21 protein-coding genes are annotated in these 24,250 nt (G+C 69.0%); 17 read left to right on the top strand and 4 right to left on the bottom strand.

The window, feature by feature from the left end; genetic code table 11:
- Nucleotides 1-5 precede the first annotated feature (5 nt).
- The 9 genes from EEJ42_RS02360 to EEJ42_RS02320 all read left to right on the top strand — a co-directional run bounded on the left by EEJ42_RS02360 (nt 6) and on the right by EEJ42_RS02320 (nt 10,542).
- Nucleotides 6-509 (top strand): HIT family protein, encoded by a 504-nt coding sequence (locus tag EEJ42_RS02360; protein WP_246095979.1) that lies wholly within the window; start codon nt 6-8, stop codon nt 507-509.
- Nucleotides 506-1,816, top strand: a complete 1,311-nt coding sequence (locus tag EEJ42_RS02355) for a protein-L-isoaspartate O-methyltransferase family protein (protein ID WP_123098367.1) — start codon at nt 506-508, stop codon at nt 1,814-1,816. Before EEJ42_RS02360 ends, EEJ42_RS02355 begins: the two co-directional genes overlap by 4 nt.
- Nucleotides 1,813-2,682 carry a class I SAM-dependent methyltransferase gene (locus EEJ42_RS02350; RefSeq protein WP_246095978.1) on the top strand — a complete coding sequence of 290 codons (870 nt, stop codon included), beginning with the start codon at nt 1,813-1,815 and terminating at the stop codon, nt 2,680-2,682. The genes EEJ42_RS02355 and EEJ42_RS02350 overlap by 4 nt, the downstream gene beginning before the upstream one ends.
- Nucleotides 2,679-4,214 carry a phosphotransferase gene (locus EEJ42_RS02345; protein ID WP_246095977.1) on the top strand — a complete coding sequence of 512 codons (1,536 nt, stop codon included), beginning with the start codon at nt 2,679-2,681 and terminating at the stop codon, nt 4,212-4,214. Before EEJ42_RS02350 ends, EEJ42_RS02345 begins: the two co-directional genes overlap by 4 nt.
- Entirely contained in the window at nt 4,141-5,172 is a 1,032-nt protein-coding gene (locus EEJ42_RS02340) for a GNAT family N-acetyltransferase (RefSeq protein ID WP_221179308.1), read from the top strand. The genes EEJ42_RS02345 and EEJ42_RS02340 overlap by 74 nt, the downstream gene beginning before the upstream one ends.
- A 14-nt stretch (nt 5,173-5,186) precedes the next feature.
- Entirely contained in the window at nt 5,187-5,774 is a 588-nt protein-coding gene (locus EEJ42_RS02335) for a M15 family metallopeptidase (RefSeq protein WP_123098374.1), read from the top strand.
- 92 nt (nt 5,775-5,866) lie between these two features.
- Complete coding sequence (gene fxlM, locus EEJ42_RS02330; RefSeq protein WP_123098366.1) at nt 5,867-8,200, top strand: methyltransferase, FxLD system; 2,334 nt, start codon at nt 5,867-5,869, stop codon at nt 8,198-8,200.
- Nucleotides 8,193-9,227, top strand: a complete 1,035-nt coding sequence (locus EEJ42_RS02325; RefSeq protein ID WP_123098365.1) for a phosphotransferase enzyme family protein — start codon at nt 8,193-8,195, stop codon at nt 9,225-9,227. The genes fxlM and EEJ42_RS02325 overlap by 8 nt, the downstream gene beginning before the upstream one ends.
- Nucleotides 9,228-9,423: 196 nt before the next feature.
- Nucleotides 9,424-10,542 (top strand): NUDIX hydrolase, encoded by a 1,119-nt coding sequence (locus EEJ42_RS02320; RefSeq protein ID WP_123098364.1) that lies wholly within the window; start codon nt 9,424-9,426, stop codon nt 10,540-10,542.
- A 100-nt stretch (nt 10,543-10,642) separates the two neighbouring features.
- Here the strand turns inward: EEJ42_RS02320 and EEJ42_RS02315 are convergent, their stop codons facing one another.
- Both EEJ42_RS02315 and EEJ42_RS02310 read right to left on the bottom strand, forming a co-directional pair.
- Nucleotides 10,643-11,347, bottom strand: coding sequence for a hypothetical protein (locus EEJ42_RS02315; protein ID WP_123098363.1), 705 nt, complete (start codon nt 11,345-11,347; stop codon nt 10,643-10,645).
- Nucleotides 11,348-11,438: 91 nt separating this feature from the next.
- Nucleotides 11,439-12,725 carry a hypothetical protein gene (locus EEJ42_RS02310; RefSeq protein WP_148081826.1) on the bottom strand — a complete coding sequence of 429 codons (1,287 nt, stop codon included), beginning with the start codon at nt 12,723-12,725 and terminating at the stop codon, nt 11,439-11,441.
- A 929-nt stretch (nt 12,726-13,654) separates the two neighbouring features.
- On the opposite strand from EEJ42_RS02310, the gene EEJ42_RS54120 reads away from it, so the two are divergent.
- Nucleotides 13,655-14,563 carry a hypothetical protein gene (locus EEJ42_RS54120; RefSeq protein WP_342778231.1) on the top strand — a complete coding sequence of 303 codons (909 nt, stop codon included), beginning with the start codon at nt 13,655-13,657 and terminating at the stop codon, nt 14,561-14,563.
- Between the two features lie 172 nt (nt 14,564-14,735).
- Entirely contained in the window at nt 14,736-15,044 is a 309-nt protein-coding gene (locus EEJ42_RS02300; protein WP_148081825.1) for a hypothetical protein, read from the top strand.
- Between the two features lie 261 nt (nt 15,045-15,305).
- Here the strand turns inward: EEJ42_RS02300 and EEJ42_RS02295 are convergent, their stop codons facing one another.
- Both EEJ42_RS02295 and EEJ42_RS02290 read right to left on the bottom strand, forming a co-directional pair.
- A complete protein-coding gene (locus tag EEJ42_RS02295) occupies nt 15,306-16,184 on the bottom strand; it encodes a phosphotransferase family protein (protein ID WP_123098359.1) in 879 nt (292 codons plus the stop codon).
- The gene (locus tag EEJ42_RS02290) at nt 16,184-17,590 is read right to left on the bottom strand and encodes a helix-turn-helix domain-containing protein (protein ID WP_246095976.1); all 1,407 of its coding nucleotides are present in this window, start codon (nt 17,588-17,590) and stop codon (nt 16,184-16,186) included. The genes EEJ42_RS02295 and EEJ42_RS02290 overlap by 1 nt, the downstream gene beginning before the upstream one ends.
- Nucleotides 17,591-17,950: 360 nt before the next feature.
- Here EEJ42_RS02290 and EEJ42_RS51635 point away from each other — a divergent pair, with 360 nt between their 5' ends.
- From EEJ42_RS51635 to EEJ42_RS02260, 6 genes are all read left to right on the top strand, one after another.
- The gene (locus tag EEJ42_RS51635; protein WP_123098358.1) at nt 17,951-18,160 is read left to right on the top strand and encodes a DUF5999 family protein; all 210 of its coding nucleotides are present in this window, start codon (nt 17,951-17,953) and stop codon (nt 18,158-18,160) included.
- A 50-nt stretch (nt 18,161-18,210) separates the two neighbouring features.
- Entirely contained in the window at nt 18,211-19,200 is a 990-nt protein-coding gene (locus tag EEJ42_RS02280) for a hypothetical protein (protein WP_246095975.1), read from the top strand.
- A gap of 121 nt (nt 19,201-19,321) precedes the next feature.
- Nucleotides 19,322-20,827 (top strand): amino acid permease, encoded by a 1,506-nt coding sequence (locus EEJ42_RS02275; RefSeq protein WP_246095974.1) that lies wholly within the window; start codon nt 19,322-19,324, stop codon nt 20,825-20,827.
- A gap of 104 nt (nt 20,828-20,931) precedes the next feature.
- Nucleotides 20,932-22,257 (top strand): glutamine synthetase family protein, encoded by a 1,326-nt coding sequence (locus tag EEJ42_RS02270; RefSeq protein ID WP_246095973.1) that lies wholly within the window; start codon nt 20,932-20,934, stop codon nt 22,255-22,257.
- Nucleotides 22,258-22,470: 213 nt separating this feature from the next.
- Nucleotides 22,471-22,722 (top strand): hypothetical protein, encoded by a 252-nt coding sequence (locus EEJ42_RS02265; protein WP_123098355.1) that lies wholly within the window; start codon nt 22,471-22,473, stop codon nt 22,720-22,722.
- Nucleotides 22,723-22,828: 106 nt separating this feature from the next.
- Nucleotides 22,829-24,238 (top strand): histidine kinase, encoded by a 1,410-nt coding sequence (locus EEJ42_RS02260; RefSeq protein WP_123098354.1) that lies wholly within the window; start codon nt 22,829-22,831, stop codon nt 24,236-24,238.
- Nucleotides 24,239-24,250 lie beyond the last annotated feature (12 nt).

Raw genomic sequence — 24,250 nt, 5'->3', positions numbered from 1 at the left:
GCCCTGTGGCGCTTCAGCAGCCCGCTACCGCTTCCTGGCCTGAAGGCTTCTTCGCGCACCGGGCCGGCCGCGGTTGTCCGATGTGTGGCAACGACTGGCGGTCCGACGACATCGGGTGGGGGGTGTTGCTGCATCGCGGTGAGGTCTCCCAGACCTATCTCTGGCGGTCTGGGCAAGTCCGTGGCTACGTCGTCGTGATCTTCACCGCGCGGCATGTCGCCGAGCCGACCGAGTTGTCGGCTGAGGAAGCGGCTGCCTTCTGGCGCGACGTTCTCACTGCGGGCAGAGCGCTCGAGCAGCACTACGAGCTGGTGAAGATGAACTATCTGCTGCTCGGCAATGTGATCCCGCATGCGCACTGGCATCTGGTACCGCGCCGCGAGGCGGCCCAGGACCCGGCCCCGGGCGGACCAGTGCCCTTCGCTCTACTCGATCACAGGCGCCAAGACGAGGCTGTGCTCCAGCGCGACGCCGCAGCCCTGCGACGGATTCTGGAGGGAACGGCATGAGCGGCACGCCCACTGCAGCAGCTAGCAGCCCGGGCACGGCTGGCCTCCGCACTGAAGCGGGCTCGATACGGCCCTGTGAAGCCGAACAGGCCGAACGCCCGGCGCTGGACGCCGCCGCCGCGCGGGCGGCGATGGTCGCCCAGACGGAGGAGCAAGGAGTGCTGGGGCCGGGTCTTGTCCGCGACGCCCTGATGGTGCTGCCCCGCGAGGTGCTGATGCCGCAGGCGTACGTGCGACGCAGCGCCCCCGGAGAGAAGCCGCCCCGGTGGGACCTGCTGGACTGGGCCGCGCCGCAGGACCGCCCCGAACTGGTGGAGGTGCTGTACGGCGGGGCCAGTGTGCTTGTCCAGCACGACGGGGAGCCGCTCCTCGGCCGGGCGCGCGGGTCCCGGTCAGGTGCGGCGATCACGTCGATGTCCACCGTGATGAGCGTGACTGCCGTGTTGCTGGAGGAGCTGGATCTTCGGCCCGGTCAGCGGGTGCTGGACGTCGGCACCGGTGCGGGGGTGACCGCCGCGGTGGCCTGCCAGGTCTGCGGTGACCAGGGGGTGGTCACCCTCGACCGGGACCGGCACCTCACCGACGCGGCAGCGGTACGGCTGGCCGACCTCGGCTTCCGGCCGGAGGTGGTGCACGGATCGGGCGAAGTGGGCTGCCCAGGCCGGGGGTTCGACCGGATCTTCGTGTCGTACACGGTGGAGCGCGTGCCCACCGCCCTCATCGAGCAGCTCGCCCCCGGCGGCAAGCTGCTCGTACACGTGACGACCGCGTCCCCATCGTGGCCCGCCCTCGCCATCGTCGAACGCACCGCCGACGGGCAACTCCAAGCGGAGCTGCGGGCCGTGGAATTCGCCCACCGGGCCGGGCACGGCATGGAACGGATCTTCCTCACCGAGGAGTTCCGGCAGCACATCACCACCGCGCCGGGCGCGCGGACCCAACGGAGCACGCTAGCCCTGCCCGCGGACACAGACCGGGGCCTGTGGCTGGCGGCCGACCATCTCCTCGGCGGCGGCCTCGTACGGGACTTCAGCGCCGAGCACCTGGTCATCGGCGCGCCCGGCTGCGGTTCGTGGCTGCGCGTGAAGCCGGTGGGCCATCGGCGCTGGAGCGTCATCACTCACGGACCGCGCGACATCTGGAGAGAGATCCAGGCTCTCGCCACCCGGTGGCGAGCGGCAGGCTCTCCCGACCGCTACCGCCTCCTCTTCGAGCCGGACGGAGGCCAGCGGGCCGTATCGGCGTGCGGCCGTCTGTCCTGGCACCTTCCCACCCCCCGCCCGCTCGACGACGGAGCATCCACGTGACCTATCCCGACGAACCCTTCCCCAGCCTCCCTGCGGGCAAGGAAGAACTGTTCGCGGCGGCCGCCGCCGAGTACGACCGCTACCGGCCGGGCGTGCCGGCCGAGGCGGCCGAGCTGCTGGCCGACACCGTCCGGGACCTTCCCGATCCCACGCTGCTGGACCTGGGCACCGGCACCGGGCAGGTCCCCCGCGCCCTGCTCAAGGCCCTCCCCTCCCTCGCATACATCGAAGCGGTCGACTGGAGCCGTCCGATGCTCGACCAGGCCCGGGCCGCGCTCACGCCGGTGCTCGGGGACTGCACGCTCAGCCTCATCCAGACCTCGGCCGACATCTACGCGCCCCTCGCACCGCTGCCGGGGGAGGAGAGAAGGACGCCGGACCTGATCACCTGCTGCCGGGCCTACCACTGGATGAGCGGCCCGGATGTGCTGGCGATGGCGCACCGGATTGCCGCCCCGCAGGCCACGTTGGCGATCATGGGGGACGGAAGCCTGTGGACGTACGAGGCCGACTGGACCCAGGCTCTGCGCGACCTGATCCAGCGCTACTTGGGGCCCGGGCGGCGAGCCGGAGTGCTCGGCGACTACCCGAAGCCCGTACGGCCCTTCCAGGAGGAACTCGCCGACTCGGCGTGGAGCGACGTGGCCGAGCACCCATTCCCCATCACGCGGTCCTGGACCCCGGAGACGGTGCTGGGCTATCTGCGCACTACGTCCTTTGCCGGGGCCGAGCTCTTCGCCGAGCGGCATGCGGCGTTCGAGGAGGAGGCCCGGGCGCTGCTCGACGAGCTCGCGGACGGCGGATCGCTGCTGGAGGAGGCCGTGTTCACGGTCCTGCTCGCCCGGCGTCCGGGGGGTGCGCGGTGAGCGGCGGGCAGCGGCACACCGAGCCGGTGGACGTCCATCTGATCCTGCGCCGGGAGACGGCCGCGGGGCCGGAGGTTCTGCTGTCGCGGCGGGCCGGGCAGGTGTACGCCACGGGCCTGTGGCACCTGGTCTCCGGGCATCTGGACGGTCCGCACGAGGACGTCGTCGCCGCCCTGGTGCGCGAGGCGCGGGAGGAGAGCGGTGTCGTCATCGACCCGGCCGACGTGCGGGCCGCCGTGACCGTGCACCACCGCAGCCCCGAGGGCGCCAGTCGCACCGGGCACTTTTTCGAGCTCCGACGGTGGCAGGGCGAGCCCCGGATCGCGGAGCCGGACGTCTGCGACGCGATGGAATGGGCGCCCCTGGACGCGCTGCCCGCGCAGATGGTGGCGTACTGCCGCGCCGGTCTGGATGCCTACACCGCCGGCGCACGCCTGGCCGTGCACTTCCAACGGCCCGGCGACGCGATCGCCTTCGACCCCGGCGCCGACCGGCTGCACCTCGTCCCGGACGTGACCGGCAGGCCGGGTCCCACCGGTCCCGACGCCGCGGTCGTGGAGTTCGCGGAGCGGGCGGTCGGCCGGATCACCAAGTGGACGGACACGTCGTGGACGCGCGAGAACAGCCGCGTCTGGCGTGCCCACGGCGCCCAGGGTGCCACCTGGTATGTGAAGGTGCACCAGAACGAGCGGTTCCACAGCAGGGAGGTACGTGGCCTGCGGACGTGGGCACCGACACTGGGCGCGGCCGCGCCCCGGCTGGTGGCTGCAGACGAGACGCTGCGGGCGGTGGTGATCACCGCAGTGCCGGGCCGTCTGCTGCACGGCGTGGTCTTGGCCCCAGAGCGGGAGAGGGCGATCTTCCACCGGATCGGCGCGCTGGCCCGACGCATCCATCAGTCTTCCCCTGCCCGTCCCGCTCCGGCCAGCAGCGGCCCGGCGATCGCCAAGGCGGACCGGCAACTGGCGGCGGCGCGGGCCCATCTGCGGCCGGGCGATGAAAAGTTCGTCCGCGACCTCGTCGCGCAGGCCGAGCACCTGGAGCCGCTGGAGTGGGTGGAGACCCACGGCGACTTCCAGCTCCGCAACATCCTTTACGGCCCCGATACACCCGCGCCCACGGACGAGGCAGAGGACTCCGGGCCCTTCGTGGCGGTGATCGACCTCGGGCGCAGCGAGCCGGGGCCGGTCGTACGGGATCTGGTCCGCCTGTCTGACGCCTGGGTCGGCCGTCCTGACCTGTACGAGGCGTTCCTGGCCGGGTACGGCAGGCACCTGACTCCGGCCGAGGAGGCGCGGCTGGTCATCGACGCAGCTCTCGACTCGGTGAGTGGGATCGCGTACGGCTCGCCCACGGTGATCCCGAGCTGGTCGAGCGCGGCCGGCGGGCACTGTCCCGGCTGCGAGCCGAGCACCCCGGATCCCTCTCATCGACAGGAGAAGCCTGGTGAACGCCGACATGGCACGCACTGCCGCGGCCGAGCCGCAGACTGCCACCGGGCGAGTGCCGGTCCGCGCGGCCACCTCCGCTGACGCCGAGGGCATCGTCCGGATGCGCTCCGAACATGTCCTGTCCCAGCCCCTGAGCGAAGAGTGGATCGGGCGGTGCACGGACGAGCTGGCGCCCCGGCTGACTCCGGCGGGTGACGCGCGGGCCGTCGTCGTCGATGCCCCGGACGGCACGATGGCCGCCTGCGCCCTCGGCCTGATCCATCCTGTGCTCCCGGCACCGGGCTACCCCCGGGGCCTGGCGGCCCGCGTGCACGTCGTCGCCACCCACCCGGACTTTCGGCGCCGCGGCTACGCCCGCGCGGTGGTCACCGCGCTGCTCGATCACCTCGCAGATGCCGAGGGCGTCACCTTGTTCGAGCTCCACGCCAGCGTGGAAGCGCAACCCCTCTACCGCGAGCTGGGATTCACGGGCAGTCCGGCGCTGATGCGGATGACGCGCCTCGAACCGACGGCCGCAGAGGGCACCCCGGAGAGCCGCCCGGCCTGGCTGCCGCCCGAGCAGTACGCCGAGACGGTCCTCAAAGCCACCGCGTTCGCGTGCGTCTACTTCACCGACGAGGACGGCCAGCCGCTCCAACTGCACTCCGTCTACTCCCCCGCCCACCCGTGGCAGCTGGTCGGCGGAACGATGGACATCGGCGAGCGGCCCTTCGAGACAGCCGTACGCGAGTGCCGGGAGGAGACCGGCCTGACCGTGGCCGGTCCGCCCCGGCTGCTGGCCACCGTGTTCGGGCTGCCGGGTGCCCAGTGGCCCTACAGCACGATCGGGATGGTCTTCGACGGCGGCCGGCTCACCGCGGAGCAGATCCGCGGCATCACCCTCAACCCGCAGGAGCACGACGAGGTCCGCGTTCTGCCCCTGGCCGAGTGGAGGGCGCTGATGCCTGACCGCGACTTCGAACGGCTGACCGCTGTGGCAGAGGCCCGCCGCACCGGCGAGGCCGCGTACTTCGGCACCTGGGACTGGGGGAACGAGTGAGCAGCGTCGTGTTGATGTCCGACCGACGGGTGGCCGCGATCCCGGTGCAGGAGTGCGGCGAGGAACTCGTCGATGTCCGCACGCACGGCATCCACGTCGACCTCCGCAGAATGGATGACACCGGAGCCTTCGCACACGTTCGGCGAGGAGTCCTCAACCGGCTGCTCCATGCTCAGTCGCTGCTGCCCGCAGGGATGCGCCTGCTGTTCGTGGAGGGATTCCGGCCGCCGTCCCTGCAAAGGCGCTATTTCGAGGAGTACTCCGAGGAGCTGGCCCGCGCCCATCCCGACTGGCAGGCCGCCCAGATCCGGGATGCCGCCAGCCGCTTCGTCTCGCCCCCGGAGATCGCGCCGCATTCAGCCGGAGCGGCCGTCGACGTGACGCTCGTCGACGACCAAGGCCACGAGCTGGACATGGGCACACGCGTCAACGCCTCGCCGGAGGAATCCAACGGCGCTTGCTACACCGATGCCCCCGGCCTCAGCGCCAGAGCCCGGACGAACCGGGCCACCCTCGCAGGCGCGCTGTCCACAGCCGGACTGGTCAATTACGCGACGGAGTTCTGGCACTGGTCGTACGGCGACCGGTACTGGGCGTTGTAGACCAAGCAGTCGCCCGCCCTCTACGGCCCCGTCGACCTGCCGTAGTCGAGCGGCCTGCCGACTTCCCCGCCCTTCGTCATGAGGAGTGATCTGTGAGATACACCCGGGTTGAGTGGTCCGAGCATTCCGCCGAGGGCCGTGGTTTCCGGCCGCTCGGGGACAAGGAGAAAGCTCTGTTCGTCGAGCATGTTCCGGCGCCCGAGGGCGGACGGGCTCTCGACGCGTACTGCGGGGCCGGGGAACTCGCTGTGTTCCTGGCCTCGCTGGGCTACGCCGTTGACGGTGCGGACTTCGCCGAGGGCGCCCTCGTGCGGGCCTGCTCGAAGCATGCCGACGCGGACGGGGTGCGGTGGTTGTGGCTGGACGTCGAGCACGACGACCCGGTCGAGCTGCATGAGGATGGATATGACTTGATCACCATGCGGCTCAGTGTCGCCTTCCTCCGCGACCGCGCCCGTACGGTGCGCGCCCTGAGCGCCCGGCTGCGGCCCGGCGGGGCGCTGGTGATCATCACCCCCCTGGTGGCCAGTACACCCAAGGAGCGGCGGGACACCGCTCTGGACGAGGATGAGATCGGCCTGCTGACCGAGGGCTGGGAGCAGGCGGAGCGGCGCGATGCCGACGGCCTGGCGTTCCTGGTGCTGCGCGAGCCGCAGCAAGGGTTCACCACGGTGGAGAAGGGACGTCCGGAGCCGCAGGCGGTGCTCGGCGCGTGTGCCGTCGTCACCGACGCCGCCGGACGCGTGCTGCTCGGGCGTTCCACCCGGGGTATGTGGGAGTTGCCCGGCGGTCGGCTCGAGACCGGCGAGTCGGCCGAGGCCGCGTCTGTGAGGGAGTTGGCCGAGGAGACCGGTCTGAAGGCCAGCCTCGACGACGCGCACCTGCTGACGATCCTCCACGACGACCGCGTGGATGTCCGCCGCATCTCTGCCGTGGTCCGCATCACCGCTTGGACCGGCGACTTGGCCCTGCCCGAGCCACACCGCTTCACCCGGTGGGAGTGGCACGACCCGCACACCCTGGCCAGTCTGGGCCCGGTCTTCGCCCCATCTGCGCAGGCCCTGGAGGCGGTGTGGCCGGGCGTGCTGCCCGACCTGCCGCCGGTGCACTCCTACCCGCACGCCACCACCCCTCCAACGGTCGACGGCGAGCCGGAGGAGGCCGTCCGGCTGCGCAACCAGATGGCCGACACCGTCATCGCGGGCGGCTGGGCCCCCTCAACGCGAGTGCAGCAGGCGCTAAGGGCGGTACCGCGGCATCGGTTCATCCCCGAAAGCCCCCTGCCCGCCGCTTACGATCACGACCTGCCGATCGTCACCCGCCGCGACGAGACCGGGAGGGCGGTCAGTTCCATCTCGGCGGCCTGGCTTCAGGCCGACATGATCGAGAAACTGCGCCTGGACCCAGGGGCAGTCGTCTTCGAGGCAGGCTCGGGCGGCTATAACGCCGAGCTGATGGCCGCCGTCACCGCCCCGGCCGGACGGGTAATCACCGTCGACCTCGACCCCCACGTCATCCACCGCACCCGGCGACTGTGCGCCGAGGCCGGCAGCGGCCGGGTCACGGCCGTGCTCGGCGACGGCAGCCTCGGCGCCCCCGGCCACGTCCCGGCCGGAGGGTTCGACGGCAGCGTGATCACCCACAACGTGTGGGATGTCGCCCCCGCCTGGCGTGAGCAACTGGCAGAAGGCCGGTACCTCGTCCTCCCCCTGGAGATCCACGGCTACACGCGCGCAATCGCCCTCCAGCGGAAGGGAGACGTGCTGCACGCACGCGACTGGACCTACTGCGGATTCCTTCGGGACCGCGGCGGCGCCGCCCGCACCACCCCGAAGGTCCCGCTCGCCGAGGGGCTACTGCGGCTCCGTTTCCACGACGGCCCGGTGCTGGATGCCACCGGGCTCGACGAGGCGCTGCGCGGCGAGCGGCACGAGGTGGCCACGGGCGTCGTCCTGCCTGGCGGCTACTCCTACGCGACCCTCCAGCTGTACGCGGCCACCACCCTCACCGGCTTCTGCCGCCTCACCCCGGACCGCTCCGCCGACAACCCGCTCGTCGCCGCCCCACCCGGACAGGGGGCGGCCGCCCTCATCGGCGAAGGGTCCCTGGCGTACCTGACCTTGGTGAACCTCCGCCACGGCGAGACACCGACCGAGAGCCGGTGGGAGTTCTGCGTCCACGCCTACGGCCCGGCCGGGCCCATCCTGGCCGAACGGATGGCCACCTGCGTACGCGACTGGGACCAGCATGTGCGCCACTCCGGCTACCCGCAGATGACCGTCCATCCCGCCAACATGCCCGATCACGAGCTGCCCGCGGGGCAGGTGCTGACCAAACACACCTCCCGCCTCGTCTTTCGCTGGCCGGGCTCGGCGGAATGCGCCGGGCCGGAGGCCCGAACTGAGACGGGCGGCGCAGATGAGTGACACAGCGAAACTCATCACCGCGGTCGCCGACACCCTGATCCTCGCCTACCGCGTGCTCCCGGCCGAGGTAGAGCAGATCCCCGTCGGCACGATCACGGCGGCCTTCCGAGTCACCGACCAGGAAGGCCGCCAGTGGGTCGCCGAGGTCTACCGCAGCCGTGCCGCGCTGGACCGGGAACGGGACGCGGTGGAACTGGCGGAGTTCGCGCGCGCAGGCCAGGTGCCGGTTCCGGCGGCGCGGCGCACGGTCGAGGGCGATCTCGTAGAGCGCCTGGGACGAATCCCGATGTCGGTGCGGGAGTACATCGGTGGGGCCGAGACCGCGGACGACGGGCTGTCCGGCACAAGGTGGCAGGCAGTCGGCACCGCACTCGGCCATCTGCACCGTCGGCTGGCCGAACATCCAGCCGCCGGGCCCCGGACACTCCCAGGGGCCGGGGTGTGCACCCTGTCGCGGGCTCGTTCCCGCTTCGACCGGCTGATCGCCAAGCTCGGCCAACGCGCACAACTCAGCCCGGTCGACGCATGGGTACTGGAGACGGCCCACGAACGCAGGGCCTTGCTTACCCGTGTCGCCACGCTTCTGAAGCACCTGCCGCCGCTGACCACGCAGATCGTGCACGGGAATCTCGCATCCCCGAACCTGATGCTGCGCGGCAACAGCGTGGCCGCGCTCATCAACTTCCGCCCGCCCCGCCCACGGTTCACAGCGTGGGAAGTGGCACGGCTCGTGCTGGACCACCGGACTGTGCTGCGAGGCGATGAGTGGCTGGCCGGGCTGCCCGACCTGATATCGGCCTACCGAGAAGCGCACAGCGCCGCGCGCCCAGAGGACCTGCTGTCCACCGTGGCGGTGGGCTGCGCCTGGACCCTTGCCTCGGCGTACCCCCTCACCGAGGTTCTGGACCAGCCCCATGGCCTGGACGCTCCGTTGCAGGCGTACGCCAGAGCCCGGCACAAAGCCGCCCTGACCTTGCTGGACCGGCTCGACGAGGCGGAGGAGGCGGTCCGCGATGGCCTGCGATGACAACCGGCAACACCCTGCCTCTCGCCGCAGCGCCCCGCAGCCGCCTGCAATTCGACCCTCACCGCACACAGATCAGCGAGCCAGGCCGCAAGGCCAGGACCGGTCGCGCCGGTCACCAACACTGCCCCGCCGGTCCGCGCTGGCGGCCGCCCGCGGTTGTCGTACTGACCGCCTCCTTGACGTTATGGAAGCCGAGATGGACACACCAACCCGAAACGCCCCCGACGTCCCCGAGCAACCGCGGATGAGCCAGGAGCAGTACGCCCGCTCCCGGCACGCGGTCTGGCTCGGCACAACGGCGCTGTTCACCGACGAGCTGGGCCGCGTCCTGCTGGTGCTGCCCACCTACCGCCGTGGATGGCTGCTGCCGGGCGGCGGCGCCGAACCGGGCGAGAGCCCCGACGCTGCCTGCCGTCGCGAGATCCACGAGGAACTCGGTCTGTCGCGAACGCCCGGGAGGCTCCTGGCGGTGCGCTGGCTCGCCCCTGACCATCGCGATATCCCCGCAGACATGCCCTTCCCCGGAGAAGTGCAGTACGTACTGGACGGCGGGGTTCTCACCGCAGCGGATATCGAAGCCCTGCGTCTGCCTCCTGACGAGCTCAGTGCGTTCGCCTTCCTCGACTCGCGGGCGGCGGCCGAGCGGATGACCCCGATGGACGCGCAGCTCATGCTGGCCGCTCTGCGTGCCCGCCTGGCCGGCACCACCGCTCACCTTGTCGGCGATCGTCACGCCGGTACCGTGCCGCCCCTGGACCGGCACCAGCTCCACACCCGGCCCCGGTCCGGACGTCACTGTCCCTGGCATCCCGGCCGGGTCCCGGACGGTTACCCGATCCCCCAGGCGTGGGGCTGGCTCTTCGTCCCCGACGGACGCGTCGTGCTGGTCGTCGACCCCGCCAAGGCGCTGGCCACACTCCCCGGCGGCACCGTCGAACCGACAGATGCCTCCCCCGAAGCCGCGCTGGTACGTGAGGCCGAGGAAGAGGCTCAGCTCACCCTCGGCGAGGTCGAGCGGCTGGGCTGGGTGTACGACGCTGTGGGCGCCGTCTACGGCGGCATTGGCGAATGCGCCCGGCTGCGGCTGGCCGCCCCGGTCACCGCCATCGGCCCCTCCGCCATCGACCCGGCCACCGGCCGCCGCTTCGCCCGGCTGCTGGCCACGCCCGAGCAGGCCGCCGCGCTGCTCGGCTGGGGAGACCAGGGATACCACCAGGCCGAACTGGCAGCCCGAACGGCCCACATGCGGTGGGGCATCCCCCACCCCGCGCCCTCACCGATCACCGAACTGCCCGCCACCGGCGATCTGCAATGACCCATCGCCAGACACCGGACCAGACCCCTTTTGGCCCGCCCGCGGAGCCCGCCCGGCAGGCCGAGCGACGCGTCCCCTTCCACGTCCATCGCTGTCTGTGTCAGGTGCGGGTCTGGTGGGGCAACGCGCCCGCCCGGGACTGTGTGAGGTACCAGCTGATCTCATAGGGGAGCTGGCCGGCCAAGCTCAGGAGCCCGTCAAGGACACCTTCGTACAGCGGGTCCACGTCCGGGCGGTCGAAAGTCGTGAGCCACCCGGACCACAAGGCGGCCGTGTCCCTCGGGCCCTTCTCGAGTTCGGCAGCAAACTCGATAATGTCCTCCACCGCACGGAGCAGCGCGTGGCGCCTCTCCTCGTGCCGGTCCTGGACTTCGGGCTCGCGTGCGATCAGCAGGTCGGAACACGGGATCGACAACGCATCGCGCAACTGCCCGAGGGACGGCTCCTCGCACAGCCGCGTCACCGCGACCGCCGTCAGCGCGGGCCTATCGCCCACGATGCGGTCCAGAACCCTGATGCCCAGTACCGCGGCCGCGCTCGCGTAGCGCCAGACGAGCAACCCGACGCCGCGCTCGTAGCGGTAGGCAAGACGGCCGAGTTGGTGCAAGGCGTCGGGGTGGTGGGTCAGGCCCCGGCCCTGCGCGTACACCTCCGCGTTCTCCTTCAGCCGCTGGTAGCGGTGGGTGACGGCGAGCGCGGATTCGTACTCGTGCCGGAGGTCCTGCAGTGTGACGTGCAGGGCACGCAGCGCTTCGATCTCGAGCGCGGTCAGTGGTGCCGAGTCGGTGAATGCCGGGAAATCCACGGGGGCGTTGTCTCCTCATGAGGACGCTGTCGGGTTATGCCAGCCATGGCGCCACTGTCCTCGCCAGGCGCTCTTGATCGGTCTGCGCTGTTCATGCGTCACGCAGCGCTTCGAGTTCTGACCGAGTCAGAGTGAAGGGCGGAGTGCGGCCCTTCCAGCCCACTTCGGTGGCGTGGCGCAGACCTGCCGACGGCAACTGTCCGTCGTGCCCGGGCGCAGCATGGGTGGTGTCCTTCAGAAGAAGGTCGATGAGCCGGGCCAGCGCCATCGGGCCGCCACCCCCATAACCATAGGTGTAGCCGCCGCCGACCTGCGGCGCCACGAAAACCGTCCCGTCTTCGGTGGTCACCCATACCGAGCCGCGACCGATGGTCAGCGTGGCGAGCGGCGAGTGCGCCGGCAGCCGCTGCGGGGCGACGGTCTCGACCATTCCCTCGCTGGTTCGTATGGCGGGCATGTCGGTCACCGGGTCGATGAGGATGTCGCCCTCGGCGGCACCAAGGGGGAAGGCGAGGGCGGTACGCGGCGAGGACACCAGCCGGGAGGCCCACTGCCGGGCCTGCGCGCACTGAAGGTCCACGGTGACCTTGCGGACGCCGGGAAAGTACCTGCTCACTCCCAGGGCCTGCCCCAATGCAGCGCAGCGGGCGGCGAGGACGTCGGTGCGGGACAGGACCGTCCTCCACCCGTCTCGCAGGACTTCTTCGGCGACCGGCTGCGGAGGGTGCGGCATGAGCGGACGGGCGGCGACGGCGATTGAGGCGATGGCATCGCTGGCGTCGACGTATTCGGCGATCTCTCTGCGCGCGGCCTCGGCACAGTCCCACACAGCCTCGCGCGCGAGCGCGAGCGCGGCCACGGCCGCGTGGGAGCCGTCGGGTTCCTCCGCGGCAAGGCGCAACAGCGGTTCCGGGTCCGGAGTGACGACGGCTGGCACATGCAGGACGGGCGCGCCGGGATTCCAGTCCACCATCAGGTCGGGATCGCGCAGATTCGAATGCCAGTAGGGTGCGGGCATACCGAGCACCCGCTCCAGGCGACGCCAGGTCGTGCCGTAGTACTCATCCGGGCCCGCCGCGTCGATCACCTCCAGGCTCGGCCCCTCAGGAGGCCCGTAGTCGGGCTCGACCACGGCCAGGGCCACGGCGCCCTCGGCCAGCTCACGTAGCAGAGCATGATTCGGGAACGTCATCCCCATCTCACCGCGCACCGTGTGCGCGAGCACGACCTCCCCAAACTCCGTCTCCCACCGGTACAGCACCCAGCCATGGCGCCGTCCCGCGCCCAAGAACCGAGAGGGCCCGGAGGCCACCGAGTTCCACAGCAACCGCTTCGCCGAGAGCTCCGTCTTCCCAGAACGCCTGAACACCACCAGCAATCCCCTCCCTCGGGCACCTTACGAGGCCACGACCCCATCCAAACTCACCTCGACCTACCAGGGAGGCGAATCCAGTCAGCATCCCCAGGCTGTGTGAGGGACGGCCCGGAAAGCACGTCGTCAGTGGGGCACGGCAGGCTGAAATTCCGGTGTCCTCAGGGGCCGATCGGCCAGCATCCCCCATGATGGGGACTACCCGGGGCAACGGAACAAGCAACGCTGGGAGTACGCACATGGCGGTGGAGGCCGACACGCAGCAGGAGCGCGTCGCAGGGCGGGTGTGGACGGTACGCCTGAGCCCCTACGGCCGTCCCTCCGCCGGCGCGGTCCAGCTCTCCTGCTCCCGCCCAGCCTGCGCCGATCAGCGCTTTCCCAGCGGCGCCGCTGCTGGGCGCAAGGCCGCGGTCGAACACGTCAACCTGCACCTGTCCCGCATCCACGCAAGCGGCGGGCCCCGCGACGTCGGGTGCGCCTGCCGCGTCGCCGACTGCTCGTGGCACACCCCCGACCCCACCGCCGGACAACGTGGCGCCGCGCGGCCAGTGGCGGTCCGGTGCGGCGGTCCGATCGTCCTGACCGTGTACGCGGACCGTGCCGGAAGGCTGTGGCGGATCGCGGAGATGTGCACGCGGTGCGCGGCCGCCACCCCCGACTGCCGTGTCCTGGCAACTGCTACGCCCCCGGCCCGCACCAGTTCGGCCGCGAGGCGGGAGCCCGCAGACGGCACGGTGGAGGATGGGGTGACAGCGGTCTTCTCCAGCAGCGGCCCCTCTTCCGAAGCCGATGTCCATTCTTCCCCGGGCTCCACACCGGCATCACTCCCTCGTGCCCGCGCCGCTTCACCGGGCACCGCGTCACCGAGGGAAAAGCCGTGGGGGAAAATCGCGCAGCGGACCGTGCCGCATGACCTTGAGCCCGACAGCCTCCGAATGGAGCTGACCGAGCTTGGGGACGCATTCCGCGCCTACCAGCAGCGCACCGAGCCCGACCTCGCCCTCCTCGCCCACCTCCACGAGCGCAAGGCCCACGCCCTCCGCCAGTGGGCCGACGTGAGCGGCGACGGCTCCCTGCGCCACGAGGCGGAGCGCGCCGAGAAGGCCGCGCAGACCACCCGCGAGATGCACGAAAACCGTACAGGCCAGCCCGCCTGCGGCACGGTGGGCGACGACGGACCAGCTGTAGAACGGCTGCTGACCCGGCACCAGGCCGTGCACGCCCGCGCCGTGCTGGACTACGTCCAAACCCACTCCCCGCACCCCGAGGCCGAGGTTCGCCTGGCGGTACTCATGCTCACCTTGCGGACCTTCCGTGACGGCACTGGGAACGTCACCGGCCAGGATCTCACCGGCTGGCTCCAGGACGATGCCGAGCGGGTGCTCCAGCAGCTCGTCGCGGCTGACTGGCTGCGTCTGCCCTGCACCGTCGCCGAAGTGATGGCCTCCCTCGAAGACCCCACCGCCATCACCGTCCCTACGCTGCTGCCCGAGCAGCCCCGCCCGTTCGCCTTCGGCAAGGCCACCCGCTCAAGGATCTCCGGCTGGGCCCAGAAGACGGTGGGTGATCGGAAGCTCCGCAAGAAGAGACTGGCCGCCGCCACCCGGCTCCTGGCCCTGTACACCGCCGCCCACACCCGCCCCGACGGCCGCCTTGGACGCCCCGAGGACGGCGGACTCCACTTGGACAAGACCGCCGCGTTCTGCGCCCTGCCGCCCGAGGACGTCATCAAGCACGCCGAACTGCTGATCACTTCCGGCTGGCTCACCGAAGCCGACACCGCCGGAGGGAAGCTGCGCGGACAACTCACCGAGCGCGTCTTGCCGTTGGGAGGGCTGCTGTAGCGCACGCGGCAGCGCGGGAGGCTTTGGCCTAGCGGCGCCTCGCCGTGGACCGCAGCGATCAGGACCGACGCCTGGGTGACCGCAGTCTCCGGCTCAGGGAAGGCACGGGTGCTGCGCTCGTACTCCCGGCGATCTGCCGCGCCCGCCCCGCCCACGGTTCACAGCGTGGGAAGTGGCACGGCTCGTGCTGGACCACCGGACTGTGCTGCGAGGCGATGAGTGGCTGGCCGGGCTGCCCGACCTGATATCGGCCTACCGAGAAGCGCACAGCGCCGCGCGCCCAGAGGACCTGCTGTCCACCGTAGCGGTGGGCTGCGCCTGGACCCTCGCCTCGGCGTACCCCCTCACCGAGGTTCTGGACCAGCCCCATGGCCTGGACGCTCCGTTGCAGGCGTACGCCAGAGCCCGGCACGAGACCGCCCTGACCTTGCTGGACCGGCTCGACGAGGCGGAGCAGGCGGTCCGCGATGGCCTGCTATAACAGTCGGTAGCCGCCTTTTCGCCTTCGCGGCAGCGCATCGCCACCGAGCGGGGCGCCCTCAGGTGCGATGGCGCCGGGCTCCGTTGCCGAGCGCCTGGCGGCGGACAGATGCAGCGCTCGGCACCGTGGTGGGATTCGCACGGTGCCGAGCGGGCAGAGGGCACAGCGCACGCGTCTTGTCGCTGGGTAACCCAGTTGGGGGCCGCTATCGCGTGGAGACATCGCTAATGCCAGATGCGTTGAGACCTGCGGGCCGAAGTTCTAGCAGGGGCTCCAGTTGGCGCTGGAATCTCCTGTTCGAAGTGTCTCTATTCGGAAGATGAGCTGCTGGGCAGCGGCTTCATCACCACGATCAGCTCGCTTAATATACGATCCCAGTGTATGGAGATCACGAATTTTAATCAACGTAGCCAGGCCTGACCAGGATCGCGGGTCGTACCCGTATCCGTGAACGAAATCGGACAGCTCGCCTTCCGTGCGCCCGAAGCGAACTCCTTGGAAGGTGTTTGCGAGGTCAATTTCTCGGGGGCCGAATGCTATTTCGTCCCAGTCGCCGAGTACAACCCTATTTCCGTCCCAGAGTGTGTTTCCCGGGTATGCGTCTCCATGGATGAAGCCTTCCCCCAGAGGGAACTCCAGTTTGTCGTAGGCTTCTGTCGACATGGCGACGGATTCAAGAAGCCACCCGCGGTCGCGGGCAGTAAGCTTCGCACTCTGTTGTACCGTTGCCTCTAGTGACACTAGTGGGCGGTAGTTTGTCAGCTCGACCGGGGGATGTGGCAGGTCGTGCAGTTGTCGAAGGATCTGGCCTAGCTGCAGCGTGCTTGGACGAGGAGTGTCCGGCTGCGGGTAGTGGACCCAGAAAGCGATCACGTAGGGCCCGCAGTCGATCGGTTGGGGGACGTCGAGTGGTTCTGTCGCCGGGACGCTGTGCTCGACCAGCCAGCGCGATAGGTCGACTGCCCGCTGTACGGATGCGCGCTGGTCTGCAGTGGCTACCCGGGCAACGGCTTTTGCCTGCGGGAGTAGGTAGACGGGCGTGGCGTGGTTGTGAAGCAGAGTCAGGCCGCGTGCAGGCAGTTCGAGCTGGCGAGAGGCGGCCAGGACAGCATCTTCATGATCTTCATAGGTGGGCGTCATCACAGGGACGTTAGCGCGTTCTCACTGTTGATCACTTGGTAGTCCCTGGCAAGGTCGGCGAGGCCGCGAACATCAGCGTCCTTCGACGCGGCAAGGGTGCCTGCCAGGCGCGTCATGGCTGTACCGAGCTGGCGGATGCGTAGCTTCGGCGGGAGTTTGAGGATGTGCTGGAGGTGCCGGGCGGCCCCGTCGGTGTCGTCGCATGCCAGCTTGGCGGTCACGATGTCGATGTGCGCGAGGGCTTCGTCGCCGTAGGAGCGGTCCTCGGGTACGCCGGCGGCATATTCCTGCAAGGCATTGGCGTGATGCTTCTCAGCTAGGCTGTAATCGCCAAGTAGTGCATAGACGCCTCCCAGGTAGTATTCCTGCTTCGCAATAGGGAAAGTAAGCAGGCCACCAAATTGAGTGATGGCATCAGGCTCGGGGTCTTCATCACGGGCACGGTTCATGCGGGCGATCGCTTCCCTAGCGCGTTCGCGGTTTCCCGCACGGGCAGCTGCACGTGCCTCAATGGCTGCTATGCGAATGCGGCATTCTCCGGCCGGGGCAAGAGTGAAGCCGTGCTCGGCGAGCTTGATCGCCATGCGGTTTTGTGGTGACCACTCAGCGATGAGCGCTCCCGTCCCACGGGTCCATGCTCGAAGTCCGGTGTGCTCGGCTTGTTCTGCGCATGCCCACGCGGTGTCCACCTGGGCCATTGCCGAGCGCGTGTCCCCAAGGTTCTGGGTGGCATGGGCAAGAAGCAGACAGGACGTGCCGGCCAGCATGAAAAGCTCGCGAGTTTCCCGCGGACGCTGCCGCCCTTTGAGGAGCTCGAATATGCGATCACGAACCTGAACAAGGTCAGTAAAGAGCGGGAAAAGAGGCGCATGTACGTAAGTTGTCGCAATTCGGGACAGCTCGAACGACAGAGAGTCGAGGGTCTGGTCATCCACGTTGCTGGGCGTGAGCGTCTCGGAAAACGCTAACGAGTCCCGGGCCGCCTTCGCTGCCAGCATGTGACCGCTCTCCTGGCTGACGCCAGCGCGAGGCCCTGAGCCCCGCATCGGAAGTCCCACGAGGCCTGGTGGGGCGCCGAGCGACTCCAGGATGTCGACCGCCTTCTTGATGTTGACGACGCGGCGTGCCCCGGATTCCAGCTGCGAAACAAACGCCTGTCCGACACCTGCCAGTACGGCGAAGTCCTCTTGCGAGAGCGACATCAGTTGGCGCACGGACCGGCTGAGGGCGCCGAGGTCCAGCGTCCCGAGTGCCGCGCGGACGTCCTCGTTCGCCCATACGTGCTCAGGGATCGGCGCAGGCAACGAAGCCCCTGATGTCTTCTCACACGCGGCGCAAACATCAGCTTCGTTGTAGCGGTTCAGGTTGCGGCCGCATTTACTGCACTGGTGTTCGATGATTTCCACCCCCGCGGCTTCATCGTGAGTTCGACGCGATTGACATGCTCACCTCTGCATGGAGGTATTGCCGTCGGCAATATTACGCGCCTTCTGCAATATTGCAGCGCGAGTGTACGAGATCGCTCTTCTCGTTGGATCCTGACGCCCAGCCACCCCCCGGGGCTCCGCCCATCGGGGTCGCGCACGTCGGCTCGCGAGAGGTAGTTCATGAGTAATCAAGCAAGCGGCTGCTGGCGCAGCAAGCCCGACTCGTCACAGCCCGGTGCCCGCATGCGCGACTCCAACCTCGGTGGCGAGGCTCACTGCGCGGGAGGCAAGGCAAGCCCGTCCACTCGTCAACGGAGCCCTCTGCAAGGGGTCGTCACCATGCCGTGTCAGCATCAGCCGTCATGCCCGTCTGCCGACGCCGCCGACAGGGAGGCCGCTCACCTCCTTGAATACTTCCCCCAGCAAGGGTGGGCACTGCTGTGTAATGGAGTTGTGCTCTTCGACGACACCGGTGAGCTCCTCCCGGACGGTCGAATCGTCGCCCCGTGCCGGCAGTTCGTCAGCCCCGAACTCGAGGCGACCGCATGATCGGGTCGGCTCGGTCACGCACGAGCGTCACTCCGTCCTTCGACAAAGACATGGTCGGGCACGACACCGCGCTGAGGACCGTTCTCCAGGACCTGCGGACCGGGCGCTGGATGTCGATGCGGGCGTTGCTGACACACGTCAACTACCCAGTCGACTGGGCCATGTGGTCTCACCGTACCCAGGTCTTGGGAGAGGCCGCTGCGGGCTCCAGTGTGGTCGGTGCGTGGCTGAAGGAGGAGCCGGCCAGCCCGGCCGGGCGTGTGATGCACGCACGGGTACTGGTAGAGCGTGCGCTTCGGGCTCACCATTGCCGACACCCGCGTACTCAGGAGATGTGGAAACAGGCAGCAGAGGCGTGCCTCCTCGCGGCGCACTATGCACCAGCAGATCCCGTGCCTTGGGTGTGTCGCCTGCGCCTCGCGCTGATGGACAAGGACCAGCAGGCGGCAGTGCACCGGCAGGTTCCTCCTGAGACGACGCTGCCACCCGGACCGTGGGGCTTGCTTTACGAGGCCACCGCTCGGGACCTTTATAACCGCGAGGCCCACCACCAGATGATGTCGTTTCTGGCTACCCGGACGGGTGGGTCCTGGGGGCAGGCCAACTTGTTCGTGCAGTGGGTCATGGAGCGGACGCCGGAGGGCTCGGCTCTGCTTGTGCTCCCCCTGTACGTGCGTACAGCACTCTGGCGGCAGCGGCGATCGCCAGGAGGCCATCTGGATGTGGCGTGGGTTGATGAACGAGCTCGCAGAGAGGCCATGTGGGGACTACTCAACTGGTTCCAGCTCTCCCAGCCGTCTTCTCGCTCACTGCTGGACCTCAACCACCTGGCCCACGCGCTTTGGGCGGCCCGCCTGTACGCGGAGGCAGGCACAGTGTTCGAAGCGATGGGGCCGTACGCCACCACGCGTCCGTGGGAGTACCACACTGACAAGCGCGTCCGGCCGCCCGAGTACGTAGCAACGGAGTGGTTTGTGCGTGCCCGCAACCAGTGCAGGAACGCCAGCCCGAGCGCGCTCAGAGCCAGTGTGCGCTGCTGAGAGCCTTTCCTTCATCTGAACCCCACCTCTGGTCCAGCCCGTGTCACGCGGACCATCCGTACGTTCCCGCGCCACACGGCACCCTATATGTGACTGTTTGTAATGTTTTTGGAGGCGATTCGTGTCCCACGCGGCGAACGCGCGGACGAGGCAGTCGGGGCCCACCACGCCCGATGAAGGCCAGATCTTGCGTGAGCTCGGATACGACCCCGTCCTGGCCCGGCGTATGGGAGGGTTCGGCAACTTCGCGATCAGCTTCTCCATCATCTCGGTGCTCTCCGGCTGCATGACGCTCTACGGGTTCGGGCTGAACACCGGCGGGCCAGTGGTGATGCTGTGGGGCTGGGCCGGTGTCGGTCTGATGGTGCTGTTCATCGGCATGGCACTCGCAGAGGTGACCAGCTCCATGCCGACCGCCGGCGCGATGTTCTACATGGCACGTCAGCTCGGCGGGGTGAGGTGGGGGTATTACACCGGCTGGGTCAACCTGCTGGGCTTGCTCGGCGGCATCGCGGGGAGCGCCTATGGCGCAGCCCAGTTCACCGGCGCGCTGCTGAACCTGCAGTTCGGGTGGGAGCCGACCACGGAATGGACCATGGTCGTTTTCACCGCGATTCTGCTGCTGTTCGGCGCGCTGAACCTTGGTGGAGTACGGGTCGTCTCGCTGTTGAACTCGGTCAGCGTCTGGTGGCACCTGGTAGGTGTGGCCGTCATCGTGGCGGTCCTGTGGGCTGTGCCGGACAGCCACCAGTCGACCGAGTTCGTGTTCACTCAGTTCACCAACAACACCGGCTGGTCGAACCCCCTGTACGTGACCGCGCTCGGCTTGCTGCTGACGCAGTACACGTTCACCGGCTACGACGCCTCCGCGCACCTTTCCGAGGAGACAGCCAACGCCTCGGTTTCGGCGGCGCGTGGCATGGTGCGCTCGATCTGGGTGTCGTGGATCGCCGGGTTCGTCCTGCTGGCCGGGCTGACGTTCGCTATCCAGGACTACGCCGCCACCGCGGCGGCGCCGGTGCCCCCCGCACGCATCTTCCTCGACGCCCTCGGTCCCGATACAGCCGCCATCCTGATGCTGATCGTCATCGGCGCGCAGCTGTTCTGCGCGAACGCAGGCATCACATCGGCATCGCGAATGGCCTTTGCGTTCAGCCGTGACGGTGCGTTGCCCGGGCACTTGCTGTTGCGGCGAGTGAGCCGTACCCAGACTCCGCACCTGGCAGTGGGGCTGGCAGTCGCAGGTCCTCTCGTTTTGGCCCTGCCGTCCCTGTACTCCACCACGGCCTACACCGCCGTGACGGCCATCAACGTCATCGGCATCACGCCCTCCTACGTCATCCCCGTATATCTGCGTCTGCGTCATCCCGAGCGATTCACTCCGGGCCCGTGGATTCTGGGCCGGTGGAGTCGGCCTGTCGGCTGGATCGCCGTGATCTGGGTGGGTTTCGCCACCGTGCTGTTCTGCCTGCCCCAGACCAGCCCCATCACAGCGGAGTCGATGAACTACGCGGCCGTCGCGCTCCTCACCGCGCTGGCGCTGGCCACCGCGTGGTGGCCCCTTGCCCGTAAAACCCTCACCGACCCCACCGGCACCCCCTCGACCCCCGGCCCGAAGGATCACTGATGCGTGCAGTCGACCACCAGTACAGCGGCCCTGAAAGCGGAGGAAGCCTTCGCTGCCCGCCGCCTGCTCGCGGCCGCATCACCCGGGAGCAGCTGCAGGAGGAGGTGAGGCAGGAGCGCGTCCACAGCGTGATCCTCGGTCTGACCGACATGGCCGGGCGGTTGAAAGGCAAGACGTTCGACGCCGGTGTCTTTCTCGACCGGATCGCCGACAGCGGCGCTGGCATGTGCGCTTACGTGCTGGCCACCGACGTCGATATGAACCCTCTGCCGGACTTCGATCTGTCCTCCTGGGACACCGGCTACGGTGATCTGCATCTGGTCCCCGACCTCAACACCATCCGCCTACTGCCCTGGTCCTCGGGAACGGTCCTGGTCCATGCGGATGCGTCCATAAACGGACGGCCAGTCTCGGTGGCGCCCCGGCAGATGCTGCGCCGTCAGCTCGACGAGCTCTCCCAGCGCGGCCTGCATGCCAAAGTGGGCCTGGAGACGGAGTTCGTCGTATACCGCGGCCGCCTCGACCACGCACGTATCGGCAGCCATCAGAAGCGGCAGCCGATCACAGCCCGCAACCGGGACTGTTCGCTGGACCACGACGCCCGCACCCATAGCTTCCTCAGCACACTGCAGACCTCCCTCCGCGAAGCGGAGCTGCCCACCGAGGCCGTCAAAATCGAGGCCGGACATGGCCAGTTGGAGGTCACCTTTCCCTACGGTAAGCCCCTGGACGCGGCCGACGGACACATCGCGTTCAAGCACGCCGTACGCCGCATCGCCACGGACACCAATCTGACCCCCACCTTCATGGCCGTACCTGACCCTGGTGTTCACAGCGGCCTCCACATGCACCTGTCCTTGTGGAACGACCACGGGCCGACCCTGATGAACAGCGACGGGACGCTGTCCACGCAGGCGAGACACGCCATCGCGGGACTGCTGACGGTGCTGCCCGAGCTAGCTCCGCTTTACGCCCCCACCGTCAATTCCTACCGGCGATACAAGCCCGACACCTTCGCACCGACCACCTACAGCTGGGGGCACGACAACCGCACCTGCGCTGTCCGCGTCACCGGCCAAGGCCAGGGCCTGCACCTGGAGCTGCGCCTGCCCGGCGCGGATGCCAATCCCTACCTCGGGCTCACCGCCGTCCTGGCGGCCATCCAGCACGGACTCGACCAGGAGGATCTCCTCCTTCCGCCGCCGAGTACCGGAAGCGCCTACACGGGAGACGCCCCACCGGTCCCGAACAGCCTGGCCGATGCCCGAGCGGTATTCCGGGACAGCGCCCTGGCCCGCAAGCTGCTCGGCGATGACGTGGTCGATCACTATGTGTGTGCCCTCGGTGCCGAAATCAGCGCGTTGGAGTCCGCACAGAACGCCCCAGAGGTCACCAACGAAGAGCGGCAACGCTGGCTCGCCGCCGCCTAGTCCGTCGTCCCTAAGACCGGCCGCCGGGCCGTAGTCCTGTTTCCTGATCCCCCGCGGGGAATGGCACGACGCGGTCCGGCGGTCGCCCCTCCACCCTTTTTCTTCCGATGTGGCTGAGTTCGTTTCACTGCCCCATCTCGCACCGCACCCCGACTTCGCCGAGGATCCATGACTCCCACGAACTGCGCTGATCACCGGCCACCCCGACGTTGGTTGACCGGGCGCTCCCGCCTCATCGAGGTCAGCAGGCAGATCGCCACGCATTCGGTGCGCGACACCGGGCCCTTGCCGCAGTGCCCGCCGCAGAATCAGCACAGCTCTGGGATCGCCCCGCCCGAGCCGCTGCTGTACTCGACCACTGGCCCGGCAGTGCTGCACGCCCGCCTCAGCTTGATGAGCCCCCGGATGCGCAGCGGCGCCCAGCGGTCTCTGGAGCTGCGCCCTCGGGAGATGCCCCATGTCTGATCGCGCAGCTCAGGTACCGGTTCGGTCCAGTCGACGTCACCGTGCTCACGCCAGCGACAGCCCGCTTCCTCCCGCGGGCACCGCCAGCGCTCTCTCAGGAACTGCTGTGGGCAGTGGCTGGCTGCTCGACAACCTCGATGTGCTTCCGACTCCGGTCGCCATCGCAGCATCCGGTGCCACAGCCGCCGGTCTGCTGTGGTGGGCCGCGGCACGTTCGCGCGGCGCCCGCAGGAACATGGCCCGCGGAGAGGAGATCCGCACTGAGCGTGACGCCTACCTCCGGGCGCTGAACGCAGTCGTCATTGCTACCGACAAGGGCCGGCAGGCCGTTCGCTGGGCCGCCGAACAGGCTGCGCAGGGGGCCGCGCACACCGGCTTCTCGCCGCCCGCTGCGCGGCCGCGCACCGGAGACGTGCGTGTCGATGCAGTCGCCCTCCTGGAGCATGCCTTCCAGGAGTCGTGGCAGACGGTGATGGCGGCCGCTGCCCATCAGCACCAGAAGCTCAACGACCAGGCCGAACTGGCCGAGATCTTCAAGTCGATCTTTCCGCGCCTCCAGAGCCTGGTCAACCGCAACATCGCCGTGATCTCCGAGGTCGAACGGGACACCGAAGATCCGGAACTGCTGGCCAAACTGTTCCGTATGGATCACCTGCTGACCCAAAAGCGACGTGCCATCGAAAGCCTCGCGGTCCTGGGCGGCCATACCCCCCCACGCGACAGCGCACCCGTGCTGCTGGCCACAGCGATTCGGCGTGCCGTCGCGGAGATCCCGGAGTACCAGCGGGTCCGTGTGGCGCCGTCGCAGCACGGAGCCGCAGCACTGCCGGGCTACGTCAGCCCGAACGTAGTGCACCTGCTCGCCGCTCTGATGGAAAACGCCACCTACTTCTCCAGCGACAGGGTGGACGTGTTCACCCATCAGGCCGAGGACGGGACAGCCATCGAAGTGCTCGACCGCGGCACCGGCATATCGCAGCGGAAGCGGGAACTGCTCAACCGTCTGCTGGCGGCCCCCGAGGCAGAGGATCCCAGCGTCCGCCTGCGCGAGGGCAAGATCGGTCTTCTGGTCGCCGCCCTCCTCGCGAAGCGCCACAAGATCACTATCCAGCTGGGGCCAAACATCGTCGGCGGCACACAGGCCGTCGTGGTCATCCCCCCAGAGCTTCTCATCTCCGCCGACGTGCCGAACCAGAACGACCACGCTGCTCAGATCCCACAGTCCTCCTCGCCATCCGGCCCCGCGAGGCCGGAGCACGCAACGACTCACCCAGAGGACACTGCCGAGCTGCCCCGGCAAGCCCGGCCTGCGCCACTAGACAAGGCCCGTCCCGCTACCCCGCCCGCCGACAACGACAGCCGACCGCCCTTGCCTCGACGCGGTGAGGCCGAGAAACGTGTACCGCCCCCAGCTCCACAGGCACCCGCCGGCCGTGCGACCAGCGGACTGATGGCGAACTTCCAATCCCGCATTCCACGCAGAGACGAGCCCGCATCCCAGCCGCCCGATGCCTAGGACACCACTCGC

The organism is Streptomyces botrytidirepellens (genome assembly GCF_003721215.1).
GTDB lineage: Bacteria > Actinomycetota > Actinomycetes > Streptomycetales > Streptomycetaceae > Streptomyces > Streptomyces himastatinicus.
This window is presented reverse-complemented; position numbering and strand designations above follow the sequence as displayed.

Coding starts and splice junctions, on each gene's coding strand:
- EEJ42_RS02335 (WP_123098374.1), top strand. CDS start 5,187: ATGTCCGACCGACGGGTGGCCGCGATCCCGGTGCAGGAGTGCGGCGAG.
- EEJ42_RS02340 (WP_221179308.1), top strand. CDS start 4,141: ATGGCACGCACTGCCGCGGCCGAGCCGCAGACTGCCACCGGGCGAGTG.
- EEJ42_RS02280 (WP_246095975.1), top strand. CDS start 18,211: ATGGTCGGGCACGACACCGCGCTGAGGACCGTTCTCCAGGACCTGCGG.
- EEJ42_RS02295 (WP_123098359.1), bottom strand. CDS start 16,184: ATGACGCCCACCTATGAAGATCATGAAGATGCTGTCCTGGCCGCCTCT.
- EEJ42_RS02325 (WP_123098365.1), top strand. CDS start 8,193: ATGAGTGACACAGCGAAACTCATCACCGCGGTCGCCGACACCCTGATC.
- EEJ42_RS51635 (WP_123098358.1), top strand. CDS start 17,951: ATGCCGTGTCAGCATCAGCCGTCATGCCCGTCTGCCGACGCCGCCGAC.
- EEJ42_RS02320 (WP_123098364.1), top strand. CDS start 9,424: ATGGACACACCAACCCGAAACGCCCCCGACGTCCCCGAGCAACCGCGG.
- EEJ42_RS54120 (WP_342778231.1), top strand. CDS start 13,655: ATGGAGCTGACCGAGCTTGGGGACGCATTCCGCGCCTACCAGCAGCGC.
- EEJ42_RS02355 (WP_123098367.1), top strand. CDS start 506: ATGAGCGGCACGCCCACTGCAGCAGCTAGCAGCCCGGGCACGGCTGGC.